Here is a 24808-nt window from a genome sequence, read left to right as displayed (position 1 = left end):
ACCGTCGAGGGCGAGCCACCCGGCCGCGATTGCGATCGCCACCGCGAGCAACGAACTCAGTGCCGCCGACACGCCTGCGTAACTGCCCTGGGTCCGTGCGGCGCGCAAGGTCGCGCGCAGCGATTGCTGGCTGACAGCTCGATAGCGCTGCGTCGCGGCAGCTTCGGCGCCGATCCCCGCAACGGTCGCAAACCCGAGACCAGGTCTGTCGCAACCGATGTCGCCCGGCCGGCCATCGCCTGCTGGTCGGCAACCCGACGAGTGATCGCGGGAGCGCTCAACTGCAGTGCGAGCAACACGACCGGCGTGCCTACGAGCACGGCGAACCCGAGCGGGGCGTCGATGACCACCAGCGTTACTGCGCAGACGAGTGCAGCCGTGATCGCACCGACGATCCGCGGCACGTAGTCGAGCAGATACGCCGTGCTGTCGGCATCGGTGGTCGACACGGTCAGCAGGTCTCCCGACCTCAGCTCCGTACGAATACCAAGGGGATCGAGAATCTTCGCCGCCACCTCGACCCGCAGTCGATGTGCCTCGGTCGCGATCGAGAGCATCAACTGCCGCGCACCGAGGCGATAGACGGTCGACAGGACCGCGAACAGAAGAGCAAGCGCACCAAGCCATATCGCAAGCATGGACACGTCGCCCGTCTCCACGGCTCGGTCGACGATGATCCCGATGACCACTGGGACCAACGCCTCACTCACCTGATGCAAACTGATGAGCGCCGTGCCGATGCTCAACCGTCGAGCATTGCGAGTGATGGTTCGGAGCAGGATTGCCGAGCCTGCTCGTGAGCGTGTTGTGTTCGACCCCATCGCGCGACCCTAGCAAGGTAAGCCTAACTAAATGGAAATCCCCTGCTACGTGCGTAGAGTCGACAGTATGGGCGTCATGTTTTTCCGGATCGACCTTTGATGGACGCTCACAGTCGCATGAGGGGCGAGCTTGCGGCAGCAATGTCCGGGGCAACAGGATTGGTGGCGGCCGACCGATTGTGCATCGCGTGCGTCGATCTTCTGCACGTCGACGGCGCTGCGATCTCACTCATTCTCGACGGCGAGAGTCGCGGAACCTTCGGATCGAGCGGCGAATCGAGCCGTCGCGTCGACGAGTTTCAATTCACCTTCGGTGAGGGTCCGTGCATCGACGCGGTCGCGACCGGTCGTCCTGTGCTCGTCGCCGAGCTCGGACACCCGAACGATCCGCGCTGGCCGGCATTCACCGCGGCCGCAGTCGCGGACGGCGTCCGCGCGGTGTTCGCTCTCCCGACCACGATCGCGGCGGCCAACATCGGCGTCCTCGACCTGTTCTGCACCGAACGCGGACCGCTCTCCCATGACAGCCTCGCCGGTGGCCTACTCGCTGCCGATCTTGCCGCACTTCCGTTGCTGGACTTGATGAATGCGGATGTCGACTGGGAAGCCGAAAGCGTCGCTCAGGGTAACGACGGTTGGTCGGAGTTAGCGTCGCTGCAGCGCGTCGAGGTCTACCAGGCCACGGGAATGCTTATAGGTCGGCTCGATATCGATGCCTCCGAGGCACTGGCACGATTACGCGCCTACGCGTTTGCTGTCGGTCGGACGGCGAGCGAAGTAGCGTGGGACATCGTGGAACGTCGGCTCGTTCTCGACGACGATGCCTTATGGCACAAGCCGACGAACGGGGAGCCGGGACCATGAGCTCCGATCGTGAACGCGAGGTGATTGCAGCCTTCGTGTCGTTGGCCAACACGATGGTCGACGGCTTCGATGTGATCGACTTGCTGAGCGGCCTGACAACCGACTGCGCCAGATTGCTGGACGTGGCATCGGCCGGTCTTCTTCTCGCCGACGGTAGCCGAGTGCTGCATGTCGTCGCTGCGTCCTCGGAAGCCACTCGTAACCTCGAACTGTTCCGGTTGCAGCGCGAGCAAGGCCCATGCCTCGACTGCTACCGGATGGGATCGCCCGTCAGCGCGCCCGATCTCGTCGGTAGACGTGAGGTATGGCCACAGTTCGTCGACGGCGCCCTCGGTGCGGGTTTCGTTTCGGTGCACGCGGTCCCCATGCGAATGCACGACACCGTGCTCGGCACACTCGGCCTGTTCGGAACCGACGTCGGATCGTTGGCGGCCGAAGACCTTTCGCTCGCACAGGGTTTGGCCGACGTCGCGAGTATTGCCATCGTCGCGGGCCAGGTCGCGCCTGACTCCGGATCCATCCATGCGGGCCTGCAGCAAACCCTCGCCAACCGCGTCCTACTCGAGCAGGCCAAGGGTGTTCTTGCCGCGCGAGGCGACATCGAGCTCGACCAGGCCTTCGAGCTGTTGCGTCGCTACGCACGCGACAACCGCATCGCCCTTGCCGATGTCGCGCGTTCACTGATCACCCGAACGTTATCCGCGCGCACCGTCATCGATCACACACGCACGTCCGGCACCACCACCTAGAAGAGAGGCGAACACACATGGGAACAATCACCACCACCGACGGCACCGAGATCTTCTACAAGGACTGGGGTAGCGGTCAGCCCATCGTGTTCAGCCACGGCTGGCCACTGTCGGCCGACGACTGGGACGCACAGATGCTGTTCTTCCTGCAGCACGGCTACCGCGTCATCGCCCACGACCGGCGCGGCCACGGCCGCTCGACGCAGACCGCCGACGGCCACGACATGGACCACTACGCCGACGACCTCGCCGCGTTGACAGCGCACCTCGATCTGGACAACGCCATTCATGTCGGTCACTCCACCGGCGGTGGTGAAGTGGTGCACTATCTCGCACGGCACGGCGAAAGTCGGGTTTCCAAGGCCGCAATCCTGTGTGCCGTGCCGCCGTTGATGGTGCAGACAGATGCAAATCCGGGCGGCCTGCCAAAGGATGTTTTCGACGGCTTGCAGGCACAGCTTGCGGCGAACCGTTCCGAGTTCTATCGCGATCTGCCCGCGGGACCGTTCTACGGATTCAATCGACCCGGCGTCGAGTCCTCCGAGGCCGTGATCCAGAACTGGTGGCGCCAAGGGATGATGGGCGGCGCCAAGGCCCACTACGACGGCATCGTCGCGTTCTCCCAGACCGACTTCACCGAAGACTTGAAGAAGATCACGGTGCCGGTCCTCGTCATGCACAGCGAAGACGATCAGATCGTTCCCTACGCCGCATCGGGACCGTTGTCGGCGAAATTGCTGCAGAACGGAACGCTGAAGACCTACAAGGACTTTCCGCACGGTATGCCGACGACGCAGGCCGAGACGATCAACGCGGATCTGCTCGCGTTTCTGCAGTCGTAAGGCTCTCGTACAGCGACGCTGTCGCCGCTATCCGTTCCGCTTCGAGTTCCGGTCGCGGGTAGGTGTGCCGAAAAATCGCTTCACCGTCGAACATGTGCAAGGCGGAGGTAGCGAAGAGTCGGATCACATCCGCGGGAATACCTCGTCCGGCGAAGGCGGCTGCAGCGCGCGCTTCGATGTTGTCGTACAACGTGACCGCGACCGGATTGAGTCGTTCACGAAGTTCTGGATCCGTCCGTGCCGCGACGAGCAGTTCGAACCACACGGAGTTCGACGGGTCCCGAGATTCTTTGCGCGCGAACAGAAGTAGGTCCACGATCTCGACGGACCCGCCCTCGGCACGGAACTCGTCGAACGCCGCGAAATGGCGGCGACCGACTTCTTCGGCCGCCGCGACGACAAGGTCGAGCCGCGACGCGAAGTGCCGGAACAAGCCGCCCTTCGAAATGCCCGAGCGCTGACACACCTCCCCGAGAGAGGTCCGGTGGTAGCCGACCTCGGCGATCGCCTCGATGGTCGCGTCGATCAGCGCCTCGATCGTCTCGCTACGACGCTGCGCTTGGGTGCGCCGAGGCGGCGCCGTCACGTGGCCGTCTCACGCGCGCGCAGGAATCGTCCCGCGCGCTCGCGACCGAGTCCGTCGGCCGGTGTCCCGGCCCCGAACACGTACTCGCCGTTGACGAATACGGCTGTGACTGTGTCGTCGTTGCGGTTGACCATGCGTGGCAGATTATCGAACGATGCCACCGGGCTCTCTGCGTAGGTGTCGAGCGAGTCGTCGAGGTGTGCCGGGTCGACGACGACGATGTCGGCGCGGTCACCCTCGCGCAGGTGACCTGCGTCGAGTCGATACCAGTCGGCGAGTTCGCCGGTGAGCCGGTGCACTGCCTGCTCCACGCTGAGGAACGGCCTGCCCGCCTGCTCCGCATCGTGGACGCGCCGCAGGAGCCGGAGCCCGAAGTTGTAGAACGCCATGTTGCGAAGATGCGCGCCCGCGTCCGAGAACCCGAGTTGAACCCCGGGATCGCGAGCGAGCCTGTCCAGCACCTCCGGCCGGTCATTGGAAATCGTTGTGCGCCAACGAAGTTTCGTGCCGTGCTCGACGACCAGATCGAGAAATGCATCGACAGGATGCAACCCGCGCTCGGCACCGACCTGACCGAAGGTCTTTCCGATCACAGTGGCTTCGGGACAGTCCACGATGTCGGCGTCGAAGAAATCGCGATGCCAGACCCGCATACCGAACTTGGCGTCATAGTCCTTGCGGAAGGTGCGCCGGTAGGTCTCGTCCTGCAGTAGGGCGTTGCGTTCGATTTGATCGGCGAGATGCAAAGCCGCTGCGCCGGAACCGAATTCCTCGAAGATGACGAGATCGATACCGTCGGCGTAAACCTCGAACGGCACCGGGAGGTGTTGCCAGCGGAAGTCGCCGCCGAGGCGGTTCATGAGCCACGCGATCGGACCGAGAATCCGCGCCAACAAGCGATTGGCTTTGAGGTCTGCCGCAGACAGCAGGCTGGTCTTGAGCGGTTTGCGAACGATGCCGAGCGTGCTCGCGACCATCGCGACGATGCTCTTGGGCGACTTGATGTCCGGTCCGGCCTGCAGCACTCGGCCGCGGGTCCGCAGAATGGCGTTGAGCCGCCGACGTTCCCGCGCCTTCGCATAGGTCGAGGGCAGCGTGCGGGACCGGCAGGTCTCACCGTCGAGTTTGTCGAAGACCAACTGCTGCGCCGACATACCGACGAAGCCGGCATCGAGCGCCTCGGTCAGCATCGACTCCATCCGCGAGAGTTCGTCGGCGCTCGGTGTCACCTGCTTCCGCGTCGCCCGATCCAAGCCCATCTCGGCAGCGCGCATGTCCGAGTGCCCGATGAACGCCGCGACATTCGGGCCGAGCGGCAAATCATCCAGTGCGGCAGCGTATTCGGCTGCGCTGCGCCACGTCTTCTTGTCTTCGATCGCCTCGATCACGTGTCGACGTGGGATGGCCTCGACCCGTCCGAAGATGTCGCCTGCATCCTCGGCGTCGACGTGCACGGTCGAGAGCGAACACGATCCGAGCAGTACCGTCGTGACACCGTGGCGCAGCGACTCCGACAGGCTCGGTTCCTGCAAGATCTCGATGTCGTAGTGCGTGTGGATGTCGATCAACCCCGGCAGCACCCACTTGCCGTGCGCGTCGATCACGCGTGGGCAGCCGGTCACATCCAACTGGTCCGCGGATACAGCAACGACTCTGCCGCCGCGGACGCCGATGTTCCGGACAGCTGACGGTTGCGGTGTGCCGTCGAAAACGCGGCCGTGCTCGATGACGACGTCGTAGGTCATACAAAGATAGAAACCGATCGACCTCTAAGTGTCAAGAGCTGGTCGTCCGGTATCGGCGGTCAACTGGGTTCGCAGGCTGTCGACGTGGCTTGCGATGTCGTCGCGAACCAGACGCATTCGTTCCATCCCGTCGATGCCACGCTCGGACGGTTCGTCGGTGTCCCAATTGACGACGACAACGTCCGGACCTGTTGCCACAACGGCCTCCCTGCCGAGGGTCACCACCAGATCGACGTCGAGCAGAAGTTGCGGATCGATGGACTTCGGTGTTTCGGAACGGATGTCGACGCCCACCTCGAGCAACGACTCGGCCGCCAGATCATTGATCGCTGCGCCCGGTTTCGTTCCTGCCGAGTACACGTCGACAGCGTCACCCGCCGCCCTGCGCATCAGCCCCGCAGCCATTTGCGACTTGCCGCCGTTCTTGACACAGACGAACAGCACGGACGGCTTTCGAGACACAGCATCTCCTCGCGACATGTCGGTGGCGGCAATCAGCGAGCGTCGGTGACGGCGAATTCGGCGAGCAACGCCTCGACTCGACTTTTGATCTCGTCGCGGATCGGACGGACCGCCTCGATCCCCTGCCCTGCCGGATCGGGAAGGGCCCAATCCCGGTAGGTGACACCAGGAAAGACCGGGCAGGCGTCGCCACACCCCATGGTGATCACGACGTCGGAAGTCTCCACGGCGTCGAAGGTGAGTATCTTCGGCGTCTGCGCCGAGATATCGATGCCAACTTCTGCCATCGCAGCAACTGCCGCCTTGTTGACCGAGTCGGCGGGAGCGCTCCCGGCCGAGCGGACCTCCACGCCGTCGCCGCCGAGACTGGTGAGAAATCCTGCGGCCATCTGCGATCGGCCGGCGTTGTGTACACATACGAAAAGGACACTGAGTTTGTCCGACATCGGGAAACCTTCCAGCGATCAGGATTGAGGAATATCGGAAGCGGCTTCGTCCCGGAACCGCCTGCGCAGCGCGAGGGAGACGTAGACCAGACCGACCAGCACGGGCACTTCGATGAGCGGTCCGACTACGCCTGCGAGAGCTTGTCCGGACGTCGCACCGTATGTTGCGATTGCCACTGCGATGGCAAGTTCGAAGTTGTTGCCCGCCGCGGTGAAGGCCAGCGTCGTGGTTCGTCGGTAGCCGAGTCCGAGTACCGCACCGAGCGCGTAGCCACCACCCCACATGACGGCGAAATAGGCAAGCAGGGGCAGTGCGATTCGCACCACGTCCAGAGGTCGGCTGGTGATCTGATCACCCTGCAGCGCAAAGAGAATCACGATGGTGAACAGCAGACCGTAGAGCGCCCACGGACCGATCGTCGGAATGAATTTCGACTCGTACCAGTCTCGCCCCTTCGCCTTCTCCCCGAAGCGTCGTGACAGGTACCCGGCGAGGAGCGGTATGCCGAGGAAGATCAGCACAGACTTCGCAATCTGCCATGGCGATGTGTCGATCGTCGTCTGTTCCAACCCGAGCCAGCCAGGCAGGACCGAGAGGTAGAACCATCCGAGCAGCGCGAACATAAATACCTGGAAGATCGAGTTCAGCGCGACGAGTACCGCAGCTGCCTCACGGTCTCCACACGCTAGGTCGTTCCAGATGATGACCATCGCGATACACCGAGCGAGACCGACGATGATCAGACCGGTTCGGTATTCCGGCAGATCAGGCAACATCAGCCACGCGAGCGCGAACATCAGTGCCGGACCGAGCACCCAGTTCAGCGCCAACGAGCTGATGAGTAGCCTGCGGTCACCGGTAACAGAGTCGAGCCGGTCGTAGCGCACCTTCGCCAGCACCGGGTACATCATGATGAGCAGCCCGAGCGCGATCGGCAGCGAAATACCGTCGATCTGAACCTTTTCCAGCGCTGTGTTCAGGCCAGGAATCAGCCGGCCCAACAGCAGCCCGACGACCATCGCGATGCCGATCCAGATGGGCAGGAGGCGATCGAGCGTAGACAATTTTCCTACGACGGCAGGGTGTTCGTTCGTGACTTCCGACGTGCTCATGCGCTCACCTCGACGCGAATGTCGCGAGCAACCAGGACCGTCGACAGTGCTTCGAGCGCACCCGGTGTGACGCGGTAGTAGACCCAGGTGGCGCGGCGCTCGGAGATCAGGAGGCCGGCTTCTTTCAACACCTTGAGGTGATGGGAAATCGTCGGCTGCGAGACGTCGAAGTCGGCAGAGATATCGCACACGCAGGCTTCACCGCCGTCGTGGCTGGCAACCAGGCTGAACAGGCGCAGACGCACTGGATCGGCGAGCGCTTTGAACACCGTTGCCAATCCGTCCGCCTGAGCCACCGTCAGTGGCGTTCCGACCAACGGTGAACAGCGAACCCCGAGCAGGTCGGGTGATTCAGCTTGTTTCGACATGTGTCTATATTGACGGACTTCGATGGGTTGGTCAAACGGAGCCGCGCCCGGCTGGCGGAGCCCACCACCACTCCGGCAAGGACTCGAAGCGGATCCGGCGATCCTCGGAGAGCCGACCGTTCCGGTAAGCCGTGCGTTGGGCGCGCACCCACTCCCCGACTGGATAGCTGTCGAACGTCTCCGTACGAGTCGGGTGTGCGTGACCACGATCCGCGGAATAGGCCACCAAGGCGTCCCAGCCTTCGCGCCATTTCTGCGCGAGCGGATCCCAACTCCATCCCGGCAGAGCTTCCAACGCGGAAACGCGTTCCGGTGCAAGGCTTCCTCGCTTGTACTCAGCTCTGCGTTCGTTGGCCCACAGCCCGAGCCGAAAGCCCTCGTAGACTAACCGCTGCGCTGGTTGCGCGGACCCTGTGGATTCTGTGAAACTGCGCAGAGCCTTGATACCGTCGACCCAGCCCTGCTGATGGCGGCCCCACGTCCAACCTGACAGCGATTCCAATTCTTCGCAGCGGTAAGCGGGGAGAGTACCCGCGCGGTAATCCTCACGGCAGCGGTGCACCCATTGCCCGAGTGGATAGCTGTCGGCGACCCGGTAGTCGCGAGCGACATCCAGATGTCCGTGCTCGCCCAAGAAGGAACCTGCAAGAGAAATTCCACGCTGCCATCTGTGCGTTGTGCCGTCCCAATCCCAGTCGGGCATTGCCTCGAGTAGAGCTGCACGCGATGGCGTCAGAGTGCCTGCGGAATACTGCTTGCGCTGCACGGACATCCAGGCATCCAGATCGTGTCCGCGCACGATTCCACTCGCGCCGAGAACAGTTGTGCCATTCTCGGCGACGTACGACTGCAGGAGCAGAAGAAAGCTGCGCCAGCACTTCTTCGGTGCCACACCCCAATTCCAGCCGGCCAGGCCTTCCAGGGTGTCGACGCGGTCGTTTTCGAGTTGACCGTCCCAATAATCTTTGCGGCACTGGATGATCCACCGTCCGAGATCGAACCCACCGACGCGATTTCGAGCGGTTACGCCCAGGACCGAGCCACGGACCTCGAGGAAACGCGACAAGGCCGACAGTCCGATCTGCCAACCGTCGTCACCGGACGACATTGCTTTCGACGAATCGATCACGCGCAGACAGACGGCGCCAGTCGGTAGCCGACTCCGCGAATCGTTCGAATGAACTGCCCGTGCTCCGGATCGGGTCCGAGCTTCTCTCGCAATCTCCTGATGTGCACGGCGACGGTGTTCGTATCGGAAGAGTGCCCCCACACGGCGCGACTGATCTCTTCTTGACTCGCGACCCGTCCTCGGCATTCGATCAGAAACACCAACAGCTCGAGTTCGCGCTGAGTCAGCTGGACATCGCGTCCGCGTACTCGCGTCTCATAACACCGCCTGTCGACGTGTATCGGGCCCGCCGTAAACACTTTCTGCGCTTTTTCGCGATTTCCTACGTCCCCAGCGAAGGCAACGATTGCGGCAATGTCATAGGGCCGCGCGATGACGGCCGATGCGCCTGCCGCCAACGCTCTGGCGGCGAGCTCGTCTTCCCCCGGTCCTGCGCCGACCAGGATCGGAATACCGGAATGGCTGCGGACAGCCGCCGACACCTGCGTAGCGTCGACCGTTCCGGTATTCGCGGCGATAACCAACAGCGTCGGCGCTTCCGCGCCGACCGCAAGCAGCGCGTGCGCTCCGTCACGGCACCATATGGTGCGAACACCCAGTCGTGCAGCAGCGTCGATCAAGTCGGTGGCGGTCGCGGGGTCCGAATCGGTCAGCAGTAGCGGACCTTGTCGTTTATCGGACGTCACGAGCGACCCGATACCCATGGTGTCACCGTCCGACCCATCTCGATGGTCAACCCCGCGGACCCCCCTTTCTCTTGAAAACCGAACAAGCCGCATGGGCGCCTGCACGACGTTTAGCCGAACCGCCCGGAAATGTAGTCTTCCGTTGCCTTGACGTCAGGATTCGAGAAGATCTTTTCCGTGTCGTTGACTTCGATCAGCTTTCCGGGCTGACCAGTCGCGGCCAGGTTGAAGAAAGCAGTCTGATCGCTGACTCGCGCAGCCTGTTGCATGTTGTGCGTGACGATGACGATCGTGTAATCCTTTTTCAACTCCGAGATCAGGTCCTCGATCGCGAGCGTCGAAATCGGGTCGAGTGCCGAACACGGCTCATCCATGAGAAGCACGTCGGGCGACACCGCGATGGCGCGCGCGATGCACAGACGTTGCTGCTGGCCACCTGACAGCCCACCGCCCGGCTTGTCGAGGCGATCCTTGACCTCGTTCCACAGGTTTGCCCCGCGAAGCGACCGCTCGGCCACCTCGTCAAGCTGCTTTTTGTTCCGCTCGCCCTGCAGCTTCAGGCCCGCGACCACGTTGTCCTTGATGGACATCGTCGGGAAAGGGTTAGGTCGCTGAAATACCATGCCGATAGTGCGGCGCACTCCCACGGCATCGACCTGAGATCCGTAGATGTCTTCGCCATCGAGCAGAACCGAGCCTTCGACGCGGGCTCCAGGTGTCACTTCGTGCATCCGGTTGAGCGAGCGCAGCACGGTGGACTTGCCACAGCCTGACGGCCCGATCAGGGCGGTTACGTTGCGGGGAGGCACCGCCAGACTGACTGATTGCACAGCCTGGAAGGAGCCGTAGTAGATGTCGAGATCTTTGATGTCGATCCGTTTAGCCATGTCACATGTTCCCGTCGGGTCTAACGCTTGGCGGTCAAGAGTCGAGTTGCAATGGCGGCGAGAACGTTGAGCAGCGCGACGACGATGATCAACGTCAGTGCCGCACCCCACACACGCAATTGGCCCGCCGCCAGGGGGTTCGTCAGCTCCGTGTAGATCAACAACGGGAGCGACGCCATATTGCCGTCGAATACATCGAAATTGATCGACCTGCTGTACCCCACGAGGATCAGCACCGGCGCGGTCTCACCGATGATGCGCGCGACCGCCAGCAAGATTCCGCTGATGATGCCCGGTGCAGCAGTAGGGACAACGATGCGAACGATCGTCTTCCACTTCGGGATTCCCAACGCGTAGGACGCTTCGCGCAACTCGTCGGGAACCAGCTTCAGCATTTCCTCAGCTGATCGCACAACAACCGGCAACATCAGCAGAACGAGTGCCAAAGACACAGCGAACGCGCTCTGTGTGAAACCGAATGTCGTGATCCACAGGCTGAAGACGAACAGCGCCGCGACAATCGAAGGAACACCTGCAAGCACATCCACCATGAAGGTGGTGACGCGGGCCAATCGGCCGGTGCCGTACTCGACGAGATAGACCGCTGCCATCAAACCCAACGGCACGGCAATGATGGCAGCAATACCGGCCTGCACCAGCGTGCCGTACAGCGCGTGATAGATGCCTCCCGCGAATTGCTCGGGGAGGACGCCCTGCAGCGAGTTCGTCCACCAACCCGAGGACGTGACGCCGCGCCAACCCTTTTCGATCACTGTGTACAAAACCCACAGCAGCGGGATCAGCGCGATTCCGAACGCGCTGACGACAACTCCGGTAGCGACGTTGTTCTTGATCCGACGAGTAGTACTCACGTGCTTGAAAACCGGCGACTTGATCGGGCTGTCGACCAGGGAGGTGCCTGTACTCATCCGTTAACCTTTCCGCCTGCGATTGCCCGTGCTGCCGCATTGACGACAAAGGTCAGGGCGAACAACACGAATCCGGCGGCGATGTACGCACCGGTGGGGAGCGGAGCACTGAATTCCGCTGCAGCCGAGGCGATTTTCGAAGCAAAGGTGTAACCGCCGTCGAACAGCGACCAATGAGCGGCCTCCGCAGCCGACCGCAGAATGATCAGCACAGCCACTGTCTCGCCGAGGGCGCGACCGAGTCCGAGCATCGACGCCGCGATGATGCCACTTCGGCCGAAGGGAAGAACGGTCATCCGAACCACTTCCCACTTCGTGGCACCGAGCGCTTGGGCAGCCTCGATCTGCGATGTAGGCGTTTGCCGGAACACTTCTCGGGTGACCGATGTGATGATCGGCAGAATCATGACGGCGAGAACGATTCCGGCTGTGAAGATCGTTCCACCGCCGGCAACGGACACATTGCCCTCCGAGAACAAAAAGAACCAGCCGAGATTCTCGTTGAGGAACGTCGCTACTGGCTCCAACTGCGGCGCCAAGACGAATATGCCCCACAGCCCGAACACGATCGAGGGCACGGCGGCGAGTAGGTCGATAACCGAACTGAACGGCCGCGATAGCCGCGGCGGCGCATACCTGGTGAGGAACAACGCAATTCCCACCGCGATGGGCACAGCGATAAGCAGAGCGAACACCGAACTGAGCACAGTGACTGTCAGCAGGTCACGAATGCCGAAACGCATATTGGTTTCGTCGGAAGTAAGAAATTCGTTGCTCGTGAAGAAGTTGGCGTTGTTCGCCTGCAGAGAAGGAATAGCGCGGATCAGCAGGAACACCGCGATAAGGCCGATCGCAGCGACAATCGTCGCGCCGGCGGTCGTGGCGACCCACTTGAAGACTTTGTCGCCGACTTGCCGAGAGCCCGCTCCCAGAGTCGTCGAAACGGTTGGCGGCTTTGTACCGCTGTCATTGGGCATGCCGGGAATCTTTCCGCCCGCCCCCGGGGTCGTCGCACTATGCGACGACCCCGAGGAACGGGTTACTTCGGGCTGGAGGGCCATCGGTTGGACTTTCGGTCAGGAAATCGCGTTGACAGCTGCGGAAAGCTTCGCTTGGAAGGCTTCGGGCAGCGGAATGTAGCCGTTGTCGGTCAGACCTTCCTGGCCCGCTCCGATCGTCGACTGCAGGAATGCCTTGACGGCGGTGCCAACCTCGGCGTCCGGGTACTTGGAGCACACGATTTCGTAGGTCGCGAGAACGATCGGGTACGAACCGGCTTCGGTCGGCTTGTAGAACGACGACGTGTCGAGGACCAGGTCGTTGCCCTCGCCCTTGATCTTGGCGCCTGCGATGGTCTTTCCGACCGTCTCGGTGCTGATCTCCACGGCGTCCGGTCCAGCGGACGTCACGATCTTGGCGGTGCTGAGGTTCTGCGACTGAGCGTAGGACCACTCGTTGTACGTGATCGCGCCCTCCGTGTTCTTGACAGCGGCCGAGGTGCCCTCGTTACCCTTTGCACCTTCGCCTACGCCGCCGGCAAAGCCCTTACCTGCGCCCTTACCCCACGCACCGTCGGATGCGGCCTCCAGGTACTGCTGGAAGTTATCGGTGGTGCCGGACTCGTCGTTGCGGAAGATCACATTGATTTCTTCCGCAGGCAGTGACGCGCCTTCGTTCAGAGCTTTGATCGCTGCGTCGTCCCACGTCTTGATCGTGCCGTTGAAGATCTTGGCAGTCGTCGGTCCGTCGAGGACGAGGTTGTCGACACCCTCCACGTTGTACGTCACCGCGAGGGGACCGAACACGACCGGCAGGTTCCACGCGTCGGAGCCGCAACGGGTTTTGGCTTTGTCGTACTCGCCCTTGGAAGCCGACAGCGGTGAGTCGGATCCACCGATGTCGGTCTGCTTACCGATGAATTCGGTGACGCCCGCGCCTGAGCCGTTGGAGGTGTAGTTGAGGGTCTGCCCACTGCATGCCTGCTCGTAGGCATTGACGAACCTGGTCATTGCGTTGGCTTGTGCGGTCGAGCCACTTGCCTTCAGGGACGACTTGCCGCCGCACTGCACGTTGGATGTGTCACCCGAGGCACCGTTCGACGAGCTTGGCGCGTTGTTGTCGCTGCCACACGCGGAAAGAATCAGAGTGCTGGCTGCGAACAGGCTCAGGGCAGCACCGGATCGGTTGAGCTTCACGTAGCTCCTTCAAGATTGGGGTGGCGTGAACAGAGTCGCCACCGGTCAGGCCGAGTCGCGGAACGTATTCCGCCGAGCAAATCGGTCGTCGCTCGGCAGTGAACCTAGGTGTCCGTAATGAATGTCGAACAGCCCTTAGATGAACGAGAGATGAACCGATCGATCGGGAAGCTCGGCGACCCTTGACCGCGATCAATAGCTCAATCACTATTGAGTCAATGACTACTGACCTAGATGCCGATTTGTCCAAGCGAGCGTCGATTCACGCTGCACTGGCAGATGTCGGCCGACTGGCAATCGTGGATGCGTTGTTGCTCGCCGACGCGTCGCCGTCGGAGCTGCAGGTCCGGATTTCGATGCCATCGAACCTGCTCGCCCACCATCTCCGCGTACTCGAGCGAGCCGGCGTTGTGAGCCGCACGCGCTCCGAAGGTGACCGGCGACGCACCTACCTGCAGTTTGTTCCATCCGCCCTCGACGCGATGATTCCTTCCACCAGCCAGGACGCTTCCCGAGTCGTATTCGTCTGCACCCAGAACTCCGCCAGATCACAGCTGGCAGTCGCCGTCTGGAATCGACTGAGCGAGGTCCCTGCAGCATCGGGCGGAACCGCGCCCGCAGCCCGGGTTCATCCCCAAGCGGTCGCGGCCGCCGAGCGACTGGGACTCCGAATGCAACCCCGCCATCCACGCCGACTCGAGGACGTTCTTTCCCCCGGCGACCTCGTCATCGCCGTGTGCGACAACGCACACGAAGATCTGCCCGCCGATTCCCTACGAATGCACTGGTCGATCCCAGACCCCGTGCCCGCCAACCTGGATGCGGCCTTCGACCGAACCGTCGACGACCTCACCCAGCGCATCAGCCGTCTCGTGCCAGCACTCGACCCGACAAGCAACGGAGCCATCGCATGACACAGAACATCGAGACCATCCGCGAACTTTCCATCGATCAACGACTCGCACTAAAAACTGCGGCAACGCAACTGCTCACAGAGTTCGGCGACATGTTCGGCGTCGAGACGATCGAGCGGTTCCTGCACTCGTCCTACGATCAATTCGCCGGCCGCGCAACAGTAGTCAACTTTCTGCCATTGCTAGCCGAGCGGTTCGCCCGCCAACGCCTCCGTGCGTTGGCCAAGGTCGAGGGAAAATCGGACAACGGCCTGCCGACGGTACTATTCCTGTGCACCCACAACGCGGGCCGCTCGCAGATGGCAATGGGCTTCTTCGAACATCTTGCCGGCGACAACGCAGTGGCATGGTCGGGCGGTTCCGAGCCGGGCATCAGCGTGAACTCGGAAGCCGTTGCGGCCATGGCGGAGCGGGGAATCGACATCTCCCACGAGTACCCGAAGCCGTGGACCGACGAGGTCGTCCGCGCCGCCGACGTGGTCATCACGATGGGCTGCGGGGATGCGTGCCCGGTATTTCCCGGGCGACGCTACGAGGAATGGGTCCTCGCCGATCCAGCAGGTCTCGACGTCGATGCCATCCGGCCGATTCGCGACGACATCGAGAGGCGAGTCAGAGCACTCCTCGAGGAACTCGACGTCACTGTCGCTGCCTGACCGAATGCACGCGGGCCGCCGACGTCACTAGGTGGACACGGCATCGAGAATCTCTTGTACGGCGGGCCGCGCTCGATCGGCGTCGCCCGCGACCAGGCCGATCCTGGTCCTGCGGTCGAGCACGTCGGAGGCGTCCACCGCACCCTCGTTGGTGATCGCGAACTCGATCTCCGCCCTGGTGACGTCGACGCCGTCGGCGATCGGTTCGAGGGGCATGGCCACGGTTGCCGCATCGAGGACGGTCCGCGCCGCGCCGCCGTAACGTGCGACGAGCGAATCCGGCAGACCGTCGGTCGCTGTGCTCGCCGCGTGGGCGGGCGCGCCGATCAAAGGCAGGTTGTGGGTCTTGCATTCCGACGCCTGCAGGCCACGTACTTCGACTGCCTTGTCGACGGCATCCTGCGCCATCCGGCGGTAGGTGGTCAGCTTGCCGCCGACGATCGTGATCAGTCCGTTCGGTGATTCCAGTACGGCATGTTTGCGCGATACGTCCGAGGTTTCGCCGCCACCGCTGTCGAGTAGCGGTCGCAGTCCGGAGTAGGTGCCGCGAATGTCGTTGCGGGTCACTGGGACCTGCAGAGCGGTGTTCACGGTGTCGAGGAGGAAATCGATTTCCGAGTCAGCGGCCTGCGGTTCGTCGGGTATCGGGCCGGGCGCATCCTCGTCGGTGAGGCCGAGGTAGATCCGACCCTGCTGCTGCGGTAGCGCGAAGATGAAGCGACTGATCGAACCCGGCACCGGAACGGTCAGCGCTCCTGTCGGATTGCCGAACAGTTCCGCGTCGAAGACCAAGTGGGTGCCGCGGCTCGGGCGCAGCTTGATCGAGGAATCCACCTCCGCGGCCCACACGCCGGTCGCGTTGATGACCGCTTTTGCTGCGAGCGTGAAGGTTTCACCCGTTGTGGTGTCGGTGAGTCGAGCCGACGACCCGGTCACCTCGTCGGCGCGCACATGATTGAGGATCGACGCGCCGTGTTCGGCAGCGGTTCGTGCGATTGTCACGACCAGCCGAGCGTCGTCGACGAGTTGCCCGTCGAAGGCGAGCAGGCCACCTTTCAGCCCATCGGTGCGGACGCCGGGGACAAGTTCGATCGTCCTCGCCGCGTTCACCTTTCGCGATCGCGGCAGCACCGAACCCGGCGTGCGGGCCACCGCCCGAAGCGTGTCCCCAGCAATGAATCCCGTGCGGACGAGCAACCGGTGGGACAGCGTGATCGACGGCATCAGGGGAACGACCTGGGTCATCGCATGAATCAGGTGCGGCGCGGTGCGGGTCATAAGAATGCCCCGCTCGACAGCACTTTCGTGCGCTACGCCGAGCCGACCGGACGCGAGATACCGCAAGCCGCCGTGCACGAGCTTCGAACTCCACCTGCTGGTGCCGAAGGCGAGATCGTGTGCGTCGACGAGCACCGTCCGCAACCCGCGCGTTGCGGCGTCGAGAGCAATACCGACACCGGTGACGCCACCACCTACCACCAAGACGTCGACGTCGCTGCGGTCCGAGAGCTCTTCGAGGTGCCTGCGCCGTAGCCGGGCGTCCAGTTTCGCCGACTGGTCGGAAGTCATTTCGCTACTGCCTTTCTGCTCGGCGTGAGGATGCTGAGATGGCGAGGGAGCACGCTGATCTCGACGGGAAGCGGGCCGATGGGTTCGCCATCGGCATACGCCGTGATCCCCGCAGACTCGACGCGGATCGACGTGGTGCGGAACGTCTGCACCTCGGGCAACTCGATGTGCTTGCCGCTGAACACCTTCGGGAACGATCGCAGGAGATTCAGTCGCGAGCCGGCAGCGATCACGGTGACGTCGAGCAACCCGTCGGTCGGGTCGGCATTCGGGCAGACGAGCATGCCGCCGCCGTAGCTGCGTGTGTTTCCGATCGCCACCAATGTGATGTCCCGCTCGATCACCGTTCCATCGTCGAGCGTCAGCCGAAACGGCAGCGGCCGCAAGTTGGCCAACTCGGCCACAAGTGCAACGTTGTAACGCATTCGGCCGCGCGGCCACGACATGCGGTTGGTGCGGTCGGTGACCAGCGAGTCGAAACCTGCGGCCGCGATGGAACCGAAGTAGCGAGTGACCCCGTCCGCTCGTACAGCCTGCCCGACGTCGACTCGCGTCGAATTCCCGTCCGCGATGATGTCCGCCGCGGCCTCGGGATCGTCCCGCGGGATGTCGTAGGCACGAGCATGGTCGTTGCCGGTACCCGCCGGGATGATGCCGAGTGGCACATCGGTTCCGCAAAGCTGCTGCAGCGTATGGGAAATCATCCCATCGCCGCCGACAGCGGCGACCACGTCCGAACCGCGTTCGAGGACCTCCCTTGCCAGTCGTCGCGCATCGTCGGGGTCGCTACCGACGTACTCGTCGACCTGCAATCCGCGCTCACGCAGTCGCCGGACCGCACGAGCCGTGATCTCCCCGCTCTTGCCCGCACCCGACTTGGGATTGGAGAACAAAGCAACGCGCTTGGTCACGGAATCAGCTTCCCCGGGTTGAGGATTCCGGTCGGGTCGACGGCGGCCTTGACCGCGCGCAGCACACGCACGCCGAGTTCGCCGACCTCCTGATCCATCCACGGTCGATGATCTGCGCCGACCGCGTGATGATGGGTGATGGTGCCGCCGTTCGCCATGATCGCATCGCACGCAGCGTTTTTGGCCCGCTGCCACTGCGCTATCGGATCGCCGCGCTGCGCGCCGATCACGGTGAAGTACAACGAGGCACCCGTCGGGTAGATGTGCGAGATGTGGCACATCACAATCGATCCGGTTCCTGTTTCCTGCAACGTGGCTTGCAATGCCTGTGTCACAGCACCTTTGAGCCGATCCAGGTTGCCCCAGTCGGTCGCGGTCTCGAGTGTTTCACACAGCGCACCGTTCGCAAGCAGTCCGTCCCTGAGGTAGGGGGCGTCGAACCTGCCGTGCTCCCACGCCAGGGCAGGTTCGTCACCCAGCGACTCGCCCCCCGCAGCCAGAAGTGCCGCTCGGGTTGTCTCGTGCCTGCCGTTCACCTGATCGGCGGTGCCCTCGAAGACGGTCATGCCGATACAGCCACCGGAGACCTGATCGCCCCCGATCTTGTCGGTCATCGCCAGGTTCAGCCCGGTCTCGACCTCGTCGGACAACCTGATCACGGTGGGGCCGGTGCCGTTCTGGGTGACTGCGCGCAGCGCGGCAGCACCGGTTGCGAAATCGGGAAAGCGCCACGACTCGTGTCGCTTCTCGGCGGGGACCGGATGCACCCGCAACCGCACCGCGGTGATGATGCCGAAGGTGCCCTCGGAGCCGGAGAACAACTCACGCAGGTCCGGACCTGCGGCCGATTTCGGCGCGCGGCCGAGGTCGAGCACACCTTCCGGGGTGATGACCCGAAGGCCGCGGATCATGTCGTCGAAGCGGCCGAAACCGGCAGAATCCTGACCCGACGAGCGGGTTGCCGCGAACCCGCCGATCGTGGCGAAACGAAAGCTCTGCGGATAGTGGCCGAGTTCGTAGCCCTGTTCGGCTAGCAGTGCTTCAGCGGCAGGACCGGTAAGACCAGCACCGAGCGTTGCCTCACGCGAGACCTCGTCGAGTTTGCTCAACTGATCGGAGTGGTGCAGATCGAGCGAGATCACGGCGGCAAAGTCACCGCGGATCGGTTCGAGACCACCGGTCACCGAAGTGCCGCCGCCGAACGGTACGACCGCTATGCGTCGCTCGACACAGACAGCGAGCACAGCGGCGACCTCCTCGTCGGTCGCGGGCAGAACCACCGCGTCCGGCGCGTCTTGCACATCGCGGCTTTTGCGGCGAAGCAGATCGAACGTCGATTTACCGCCTGCGCGAGGCAGTCGGTCCGCGTCGGCGGTACTGAAGTTCTCGGCTCCGACCGCAGCGGTGAGAGCAGCAATATCGTCGGGCGTCAGCGCGGACGGCCGCAGCACAACGTCTGCCGCATCCGGTGTGTCCACGTGCTGCAACTCGCCGAAAACACTTGTCAACAGGGTGAGAATCCTGTCCGACAACGGCTTTGCCAGCGCCGGATCACCCCATGCATTCCACTTCATCAACGGTTTGGGCAGGGTCGGCGCAGCGGTGTTCACTCGATACTCCTTCGGTCTGCAGATCTTTGGTTCAGCCTTGCACTTCCTGCAGTTCTCGGATCGCTTCTCGAACTTTTCGTGCGAAGGGTATCGATCCCGACGGCAGGCGCACGCCACCGGATTCGTCTTGCCGGAATGCCAGAACAGAACTATATTCTGTTTATGCAGGTTCGAGATCGGTTGATTCTTGCCGCAGAGCGTCTCTTTGCCGAGCACGGCGCCCTCGACACGACGCTGTCCGACATCCGAGCCGACGTCGGCGTCAGCGTCGGCGCGCTCTATCACCACTTTCCCGACAAATCGCAGCTGTACCGCCAGGTCTGGGAACACGCACTCGGCGACTATCAGGAGCAGTTCTGGAACGTCCTGCGGGACAGCGATACCGCCGAAGACGGCATCAAAGCTGTTGTTGCACAGCATCTCCACTGGGTTGCGAGCAACCGATCGCGCGCCACGGTGCTCATGGGCGCCAAGCCAGCAGGCATGGCATCGAACGCCGCAAACGTGGAGTTCTTCCGAAACACCATGCGCTGGTGGCGGACCCACGCCGGCTACGACGCTGTCAAGGCGCTCGACTTCAACGTCGTCTACGCACTGTGGCTCGGGCCTGCACAGGAATTTTCGCGGCTGTGGCTCGGCGGCGAACTCGAACAAGATCCGACCGACGTTGCCGACGTACTCGCCGACGCCGCATGGCAGGCCGTCAAGGCACCGGACATCAGGACACCGGACACCAAGGAGACCCGATGACCCTCACCATCGACGACGCGCGCCGGATACTCGCCGGACAGCCGTTCAATTCGCTTGTCGGCGGACGGATCACGTTGTTCCGCGAGGGCGAAGCAACCCTGCAGATCCCGATCCGGGACGAACTGCGGCAGCAGTTCGGTCTCGTCCACGGTGGCGTCCTCGCCTACGCGGCGGACAACGTGCTGACGTTCGCCGCCGGTTCGGTGCTCGGCCCGAACGTTCTGACCGCAGGCTTCACGATCACCTATCTCCGCCCAGCGGCAGGCACGACGTTGCGCGCCGAAGCGAAGGTGATCAGTGCTACTCGTCGACAGGCGTTGTGCCACTGCGAGATCTACTCGGACGAGGCCGACCGGGCACCTGTCTTGGTTGCGGCGGCCCAAGGTACGACCAAGCTGATCGAGAAGGCTGCTTGATCAGTCGACCGCTAGCACGGCCTTACCGAGTACTCGACCCTCTTCGAGATCGAGCAGTGCCTGCGCCGCGTCGGCGAGCGGGTACGTCGCCTGCACAACGGGACGCAAACCGGCGGCAACCAATCGAGTCAGCGAATCGTGCACCTCTCTGACCGCACCGAGGTCGTGCCGCAAGAATTCGCCCCAGGCGGCCCCGACAATGCTGATGTTGCGGAAGAGCACACGATTGATCTTGACGGTCGGAATCGAACCACCCGCGAAACCGATGACCACCAGCCGACCCTCCGGCTTCAGCACGCGCACGGCGTCGTCGAACGCATCGCCACCAACGGGATCGACAACTACCGCGACCCCGTCGTCGCCGGCTAGTTCTCGAACGACCCCATCCCAGCCGGGCGCCAATCGGACCACTTCGTCCGCGCCGAGCGAGCGCAGGAAGTCGTCCGCACTGTCGCGACGAACGACCGCAATCACCCGCGCACCGTGTGCCTTCGCGAGTTGAATTGCGGCGGTGCCGACTCCGCCCGCGGCGCCGAGCACCACAACCGTCTCCCCCGCGACCAACTTCGCCCGTCGCAGGTAGGCGAACTCCATCGTCTGATAGTTGATGATCATCGACGCGCCTTCGGCGAACGACAGCTCGTCGGGCAGCGGGAGCACCAGCTGCTCCGGTGCCGCTGCGCGTTCCGCGTAACCACCCAGGAAGGGCAGCGTCGCAAGCACACGCTGACCGACGGCGAACTCGCTGACTTCGGGCGCCGCCGTGACCACACCCGCAATCTCCGAACCCGGGACGAAGGGCGGATCGGGTCGCATCTGGTACTTGCCGTAACTGACGAGCAGATCCGGAAAGCACACGCCGACAGCACGAACCTGAATGGACACCATGCCGGTCGTCACGGGCTCGGGCACTTCGCCGAACTCGATTCCTGCGGGCCCAGTGAGGCTGGTCACCTGGATTGCGCGCACTCGATCTCCGTTCACGGGTCGGACTGTTACCTGTGTCTAGGTTGTCCTGATCGATGCTATGTCGCGATTGCCCCGTAAAGTTCATGGGGACAACGCACCGACACCGCGGATCACGAGGAGCCGACCAGTGTCACTCGACCAGCCGCTAGCCCCGCCACCAGCTGACGGGTTGGGATTCACTTCGTCATGGCCAGTGCGCGCAGCCGACGTCGATCCCGACAACCGGCTCCGACTCGATGGCGCGGCGCGATACCTGCAAGACATCGCCTGGGAGAACCTGCAGTCCACCTTCTTCGCATCGACGGATCCGTTCTGGGTCGTTCGTCGCACCGTCGTCGATGTGCTTCGACCCGTTGTCTGGCCCGACGTCGTGGAGTTGCGACGGTGGTGCTCGGGCATGTCGACCCGCTGGACCAACATGCGGGTCAGCATCAACAGTCCTGGTGGCGGCCTCATCGAGTCCGAAGGTTTCTGGATCAACATCAGCGAGAAGACCGGTCTGCCCACGCGCATCAGCGACGAGGGCCTCGGCTACCTTGCTCAGACAACCGACCAGCACAGGTTGCGGTGGCGGCCGTGGCTGGCCGAACCGCCACCTCCGGAGTCGGAGCGCGACACCACGTTCTGGCTACGCGCGACCGACATCGACCAGTTCAATCACCTCAACAACGCGGCGTACTGGCACGCCATCGAAGAGCGTCTGCTCGACCTGCCGAAACTGGTCGCCGTTCCGCATCGCGCCGTGCTGGAGTACATCGCGCCGATCTTTCCGCGCGAGTCGGTATCGATCCGGACTCGCCTCGAAGGCGGCGACGGGCGCACCGGGACACCGACACTCAAACTTTGGTATGTCGTCGACAACGACGTGCGCGCTGTCGCCCGGGTCGCGCCACTGACGGACAGCACGGACTGACGTCAGCCCTTTCTCGCGACGTCGATCATCTCGGCAACCGAGGTGAACTTGACCCGCGGCCTGCCGGCTGCTTTGCCTTGCTGCCGCTCTGCCTGATCGATGGCACGCCAGCCCGCGCGGTCGACCACGTCCGACTGCCGACTCGCCAGGAGTTTCTGCAGTGCCGCACGATCTTTCGCCGGCTTCGCGAGTACGCCGGCCTCGAAGTCGGCCAAGATCTGCGCGACCGTCTGTTCGGCGTCGGTCTTGTTGGAGCCGATGATCCCGCGTGCGCCACGCTTGATCCAGCCCGTCACGTACACACCCGGAACCGGAGCTCCGTCGTCGCCGAGCACCCTGCCCTTGTCGTTGGGCACGACACCACGGCGATCGTCGAACGGCAACGAATCGATAGGCAGCCCTTTGTAGCCGATCGATCTGATGACGAGCGACGTCTCGATCGTCTCCGTCCGGTCCGTCGCTACAGCGGCGAGGTCGGCATCGAGTTCGTTCTCGACGACGCGGATGCCCTCGACTCGGTCGGTACCGAGAACCTCGACGGGAGATACCAGGTAACGGAACACAATTCGCTTGCGGCCTGGATCGACTGGCTTGCCCGCATACTCGCCGGCAAGTTGCACCTTCAGCTTGATCGGCGGCTCGGTCTCGCGATCGTCCACGATCGCCTGGCTCGCAGCATCCAGCACCACATCGTTTTCGTCGATCACGATGTCGATGTCCTTCAGGTACGCGAGCGCCAGGAACTCCGACGAGGTGTAGGCGGCCTGCGCGGGTCCACGGCGGCCGAGCAACACAACTTCACGAATATTGCTGTGCCGTAACGCTTCCAGTGCATGGTCGGCGATATCGGTCTTGGCGAGGTCGTCGACGCTGAGCGTCAGGACACGAGCGACATCGAGGGCGACGTTGCCATTGCCGACGATGACGGCACGCTCGCCCGACAGGTCGAAGGTGTGGTCGGCGTAATCGGGATGGCCGTTGTACCAGGCGACGAATTCCGTTGCGGCGTGGCAACCTTGCAGGTCCTCACCTGGGATGTCGAGCCGCCGGTCGCTGGACGCGCCGACGCCGTAGACCACGGCGTGATGATGCTCGAGCAACTCGTCGTGGCTGATGTGCTTGCCGACCTCGACGTTGAGGTGATACTGAAACGTCTCGCGCTTGAACGCCGATTCGAACATCGCGCTGACACCCTTGGTGCCAGGATGGTCCGGCGCGACACCAGCACGAACCAGACCCCATGGGGTCGGCAGCTTTTCGAGCATTTCGATCTCGACGTCGGCGCGCATCAGTAGATTCTCGGCGGCGTAACACGCAGCCGGACCCGCACCCACAACCGCGACCCGCAGCGTGCCGAGAGATTTCGGCGGACGAACCGGGATGACGAGAGGCGAGACGTCCGGCTCCAGCGGATGCCGCTCGAACCAGGCGGCGTTGACATCCTTGAATCGCGCTAGCGACGCCGACAACTCGTCTTCGGAGAAGATCGCGTCGACCGGGCAGGCGTCGACGCAGGCGCCGCAGTCGATGCACGTGTCGGGGTCGATGTAGAGCATCTCGGTGCTGTCGAATTCTCGTTGCTCCGGTGTCGGCCGAATGCAGTCGACAGGGCATTCGGAGATGCAGCTCGCATCGTTGCAGCACTGCTGGGTGATCACGTAGGCCATGTGTCGATCCTCGTCGTGCAATCAATCGTCGAGTAGGTCAGGGTGACCATAGTTTGAACATTGTCTCCTCAAGTGTGCCGCACGAGTATCGGGCGCATACCGTGTTCGTATGACACGGCGAGTACTGATCCTCATGCGGCACGGCAAGTCCGCATATCCGACCGGGATCGGAGATCACGAGCGTCCCCTCGCACCTCGTGGGCAACGCGAAGCCGCACTTGCCGGCGACTGGTTGCGAGAGCATCAACCGCCCGTCGACGGGATCCTGTGCTCGACATCGCTGCGCACTCGGGAGACGTTGATCGCGACCAAGCTAGACGCCCCGACCCGCTTCGACGAGACGATCTACGGCGCATCGCCGCATCAACTGATCGATCTTGTGCACGGTGTCGACGACGCTGTTTCGACGCTGCTGATCCTCGGCCATGCGCCCGGCATGCCGTACACCACATGGGAACTGGCCTCGAATCGCAGTTCACCGCCCGCCGAGCAGGTCAGCAAGAAGTTCCCCACCTCTGCGCTGGCGATCCTGGAATTCGATCTGCCGTGGTACCAGCTCGATACCGGCCTCGCCGAGCTGGTTGCGTTTCATATTCCAAGATAGGGCGCTC

General features: G+C 63.2%; 26 protein-coding genes and 1 pseudogene. 9 read left to right on the top strand and 18 right to left on the bottom strand.

Going from position 1 to position 24808, the window contains the following annotated elements:
• Positions 1–821, bottom strand: a pseudogene (locus ACHIRB_RS01435) (ABC transporter transmembrane domain-containing protein); the annotation flags it as partial.
• 117 nt (positions 822–938) lie between these two features.
• Between ACHIRB_RS01435 and ACHIRB_RS01430 the strand changes: the two are divergent.
• From ACHIRB_RS01430 to ACHIRB_RS01420, 3 genes are read left to right on the top strand one after another with little or no spacing between them, the layout of a single operon-like run.
• On the top strand, positions 939–1685 hold the full coding sequence (locus ACHIRB_RS01430; RefSeq protein WP_395123262.1) for a GAF and ANTAR domain-containing protein: 747 nt from the start codon (positions 939–941) through the stop codon (positions 1683–1685).
• Positions 1682–2434 carry a GAF and ANTAR domain-containing protein gene (locus tag ACHIRB_RS01425; RefSeq protein WP_395123261.1) on the top strand — a complete coding sequence of 251 codons (753 nt, stop codon included), beginning with the start codon at positions 1682–1684 and terminating at the stop codon, positions 2432–2434. Before ACHIRB_RS01430 ends, ACHIRB_RS01425 begins: the two co-directional genes overlap by 4 nt.
• Before the next feature lie 17 nt (positions 2435–2451).
• Positions 2452–3276: an alpha/beta fold hydrolase gene (locus ACHIRB_RS01420; RefSeq protein WP_395123260.1), complete on the top strand. Its 825-nt coding sequence runs from the start codon at positions 2452–2454 to the stop codon at positions 3274–3276.
• Here the strand turns inward: ACHIRB_RS01420 and ACHIRB_RS01415 are convergent.
• The 12 genes from ACHIRB_RS01415 to pstS all read right to left on the bottom strand — a co-directional run bounded on the left by ACHIRB_RS01415 (position 3242) and on the right by pstS (position 13822).
• Positions 3242–3862: a TetR/AcrR family transcriptional regulator gene (locus ACHIRB_RS01415; RefSeq protein ID WP_395123259.1), complete on the bottom strand. Its 621-nt coding sequence runs from the start codon at positions 3860–3862 to the stop codon at positions 3242–3244. The genes ACHIRB_RS01420 and ACHIRB_RS01415 overlap by 35 nt on opposite strands.
• Complete coding sequence (locus ACHIRB_RS01410) at positions 3859–5607, bottom strand: N-acyl-D-amino-acid deacylase family protein (protein ID WP_395123258.1); 1749 nt, start codon at positions 5605–5607, stop codon at positions 3859–3861. The genes ACHIRB_RS01415 and ACHIRB_RS01410 overlap by 4 nt, the downstream gene beginning before the upstream one ends.
• A 24-nt stretch (positions 5608–5631) precedes the next feature.
• The gene (locus ACHIRB_RS01405) at positions 5632–6087 is read right to left on the bottom strand and encodes an arsenate-mycothiol transferase ArsC (RefSeq protein WP_395113090.1); all 456 of its coding nucleotides are present in this window, start codon (positions 6085–6087) and stop codon (positions 5632–5634) included.
• A 14-nt stretch (positions 6088–6101) separates the two neighbouring features.
• Positions 6102–6515: an arsenate reductase ArsC gene (locus ACHIRB_RS01400; RefSeq protein WP_395113088.1), complete on the bottom strand. Its 414-nt coding sequence runs from the start codon at positions 6513–6515 to the stop codon at positions 6102–6104.
• Between the two features lie 18 nt (positions 6516–6533).
• Positions 6534–7628, bottom strand: a complete 1095-nt coding sequence (arsB, locus tag ACHIRB_RS01395) for an ACR3 family arsenite efflux transporter (RefSeq protein WP_395113086.1) — start codon at positions 7626–7628, stop codon at positions 6534–6536.
• Positions 7625–7996, bottom strand: a complete 372-nt coding sequence (locus ACHIRB_RS01390; RefSeq protein ID WP_395113084.1) for an ArsR/SmtB family transcription factor — start codon at positions 7994–7996, stop codon at positions 7625–7627. The genes arsB and ACHIRB_RS01390 overlap by 4 nt, the downstream gene beginning before the upstream one ends.
• Before the next feature lie 31 nt (positions 7997–8027).
• Positions 8028–9125 (bottom strand): helicase associated domain-containing protein, encoded by a 1098-nt coding sequence (locus ACHIRB_RS01385; RefSeq protein WP_395123257.1) that lies wholly within the window; start codon positions 9123–9125, stop codon positions 8028–8030.
• Positions 9122–9829, bottom strand: a complete 708-nt coding sequence (locus ACHIRB_RS01380; RefSeq protein ID WP_395113080.1) for a winged helix-turn-helix transcriptional regulator — start codon at positions 9827–9829, stop codon at positions 9122–9124. Before ACHIRB_RS01380 ends, ACHIRB_RS01385 begins: the two co-directional genes overlap by 4 nt.
• 92 nt (positions 9830–9921) lie before the next feature.
• Complete coding sequence (pstB, locus tag ACHIRB_RS01375) at positions 9922–10698, bottom strand: phosphate ABC transporter ATP-binding protein PstB (protein WP_395113078.1); 777 nt, start codon at positions 10696–10698, stop codon at positions 9922–9924.
• A gap of 20 nt (positions 10699–10718) precedes the next feature.
• Positions 10719–11627: a phosphate ABC transporter permease PstA gene (gene pstA, locus ACHIRB_RS01370; protein ID WP_395113076.1), complete on the bottom strand. Its 909-nt coding sequence runs from the start codon at positions 11625–11627 to the stop codon at positions 10719–10721.
• On the bottom strand, positions 11624–12604 hold the full coding sequence (gene pstC / locus ACHIRB_RS01365) for a phosphate ABC transporter permease subunit PstC (protein WP_395113075.1): 981 nt from the start codon (positions 12602–12604) through the stop codon (positions 11624–11626). The genes pstA and pstC overlap by 4 nt, the downstream gene beginning before the upstream one ends.
• 99 nt (positions 12605–12703) lie before the next feature.
• Entirely contained in the window at positions 12704–13822 is a 1119-nt protein-coding gene (gene pstS, locus ACHIRB_RS01360) for a phosphate ABC transporter substrate-binding protein PstS (protein ID WP_395123256.1), read from the bottom strand.
• A gap of 218 nt (positions 13823–14040) precedes the next feature.
• Between pstS and ACHIRB_RS01355 the strand changes: the two genes are divergently transcribed.
• Positions 14041–14736 carry an arsenate reductase/protein-tyrosine-phosphatase family protein gene (locus ACHIRB_RS01355; protein ID WP_395113071.1) on the top strand — a complete coding sequence of 232 codons (696 nt, stop codon included), beginning with the start codon at positions 14041–14043 and terminating at the stop codon, positions 14734–14736.
• On the top strand, positions 14733–15392 hold the full coding sequence (locus ACHIRB_RS01350; protein ID WP_395113070.1) for an arsenate reductase ArsC: 660 nt from the start codon (positions 14733–14735) through the stop codon (positions 15390–15392). The genes ACHIRB_RS01355 and ACHIRB_RS01350 overlap by 4 nt, the downstream gene beginning before the upstream one ends.
• 27 nt (positions 15393–15419) lie before the next feature.
• Here the strand turns inward: ACHIRB_RS01350 and ACHIRB_RS01345 are convergent, their stop codons facing one another.
• From ACHIRB_RS01345 to ACHIRB_RS01335, 3 genes are read right to left on the bottom strand one after another with little or no spacing between them, the layout of a single operon-like run.
• The gene (locus tag ACHIRB_RS01345) at positions 15420–16961 is read right to left on the bottom strand and encodes a glycerol-3-phosphate dehydrogenase/oxidase (protein WP_395113068.1); all 1542 of its coding nucleotides are present in this window, start codon (positions 16959–16961) and stop codon (positions 15420–15422) included.
• The gene (locus tag ACHIRB_RS01340; protein WP_395113066.1) at positions 16958–17872 is read right to left on the bottom strand and encodes a diacylglycerol kinase; all 915 of its coding nucleotides are present in this window, start codon (positions 17870–17872) and stop codon (positions 16958–16960) included. The genes ACHIRB_RS01345 and ACHIRB_RS01340 overlap by 4 nt, the downstream gene beginning before the upstream one ends.
• Positions 17869–19446, bottom strand: coding sequence for an FAD-binding oxidoreductase (locus ACHIRB_RS01335; protein WP_395123295.1), 1578 nt, complete (start codon positions 19444–19446; stop codon positions 17869–17871). Before ACHIRB_RS01335 ends, ACHIRB_RS01340 begins: the two co-directional genes overlap by 4 nt.
• A gap of 198 nt (positions 19447–19644) precedes the next feature.
• Here ACHIRB_RS01335 and ACHIRB_RS01330 point away from each other — a divergent pair, with 198 nt between their 5' ends.
• Positions 19645–20232, top strand: coding sequence for a TetR/AcrR family transcriptional regulator (locus tag ACHIRB_RS01330; protein ID WP_395113065.1), 588 nt, complete (start codon positions 19645–19647; stop codon positions 20230–20232).
• On the top strand, positions 20229–20648 hold the full coding sequence (locus ACHIRB_RS01325; protein ID WP_395113063.1) for a PaaI family thioesterase: 420 nt from the start codon (positions 20229–20231) through the stop codon (positions 20646–20648). Before ACHIRB_RS01330 ends, ACHIRB_RS01325 begins: the two co-directional genes overlap by 4 nt.
• On the opposite strand, the gene ACHIRB_RS01320 is transcribed toward ACHIRB_RS01325, so the two are convergent.
• Positions 20649–21617, bottom strand: a complete 969-nt coding sequence (locus tag ACHIRB_RS01320) for an NADPH:quinone oxidoreductase family protein (protein ID WP_395113197.1) — start codon at positions 21615–21617, stop codon at positions 20649–20651.
• A gap of 127 nt (positions 21618–21744) precedes the next feature.
• Between ACHIRB_RS01320 and ACHIRB_RS01315 the strand changes: the two genes are divergently transcribed.
• Positions 21745–22530: an acyl-[acyl-carrier-protein] thioesterase gene (locus tag ACHIRB_RS01315; protein WP_395113061.1), complete on the top strand. Its 786-nt coding sequence runs from the start codon at positions 21745–21747 to the stop codon at positions 22528–22530.
• 2 nt (positions 22531–22532) lie between these two features.
• Here ACHIRB_RS01315 and ACHIRB_RS01310 read toward each other — a convergent pair whose 3' ends face one another.
• On the bottom strand, positions 22533–24197 hold the full coding sequence (locus tag ACHIRB_RS01310) for an FAD-dependent oxidoreductase (RefSeq protein ID WP_395113060.1): 1665 nt from the start codon (positions 24195–24197) through the stop codon (positions 22533–22535).
• A 109-nt stretch (positions 24198–24306) separates the two neighbouring features.
• On the opposite strand from ACHIRB_RS01310, the gene ACHIRB_RS01305 reads away from it, so the two are divergent.
• Positions 24307–24801, top strand: coding sequence for a SixA phosphatase family protein (locus tag ACHIRB_RS01305; protein ID WP_395113058.1), 495 nt, complete (start codon positions 24307–24309; stop codon positions 24799–24801).
• Positions 24802–24808 lie beyond the last annotated feature (7 nt).

The sequence above is a fragment of the Antrihabitans spumae genome, from assembly GCF_043944905.1.
GTDB classification, from domain to species: domain Bacteria; phylum Actinomycetota; class Actinomycetes; order Mycobacteriales; family Mycobacteriaceae; genus Antrihabitans; species Antrihabitans spumae.
This window is presented reverse-complemented; position numbering and strand designations above follow the sequence as displayed.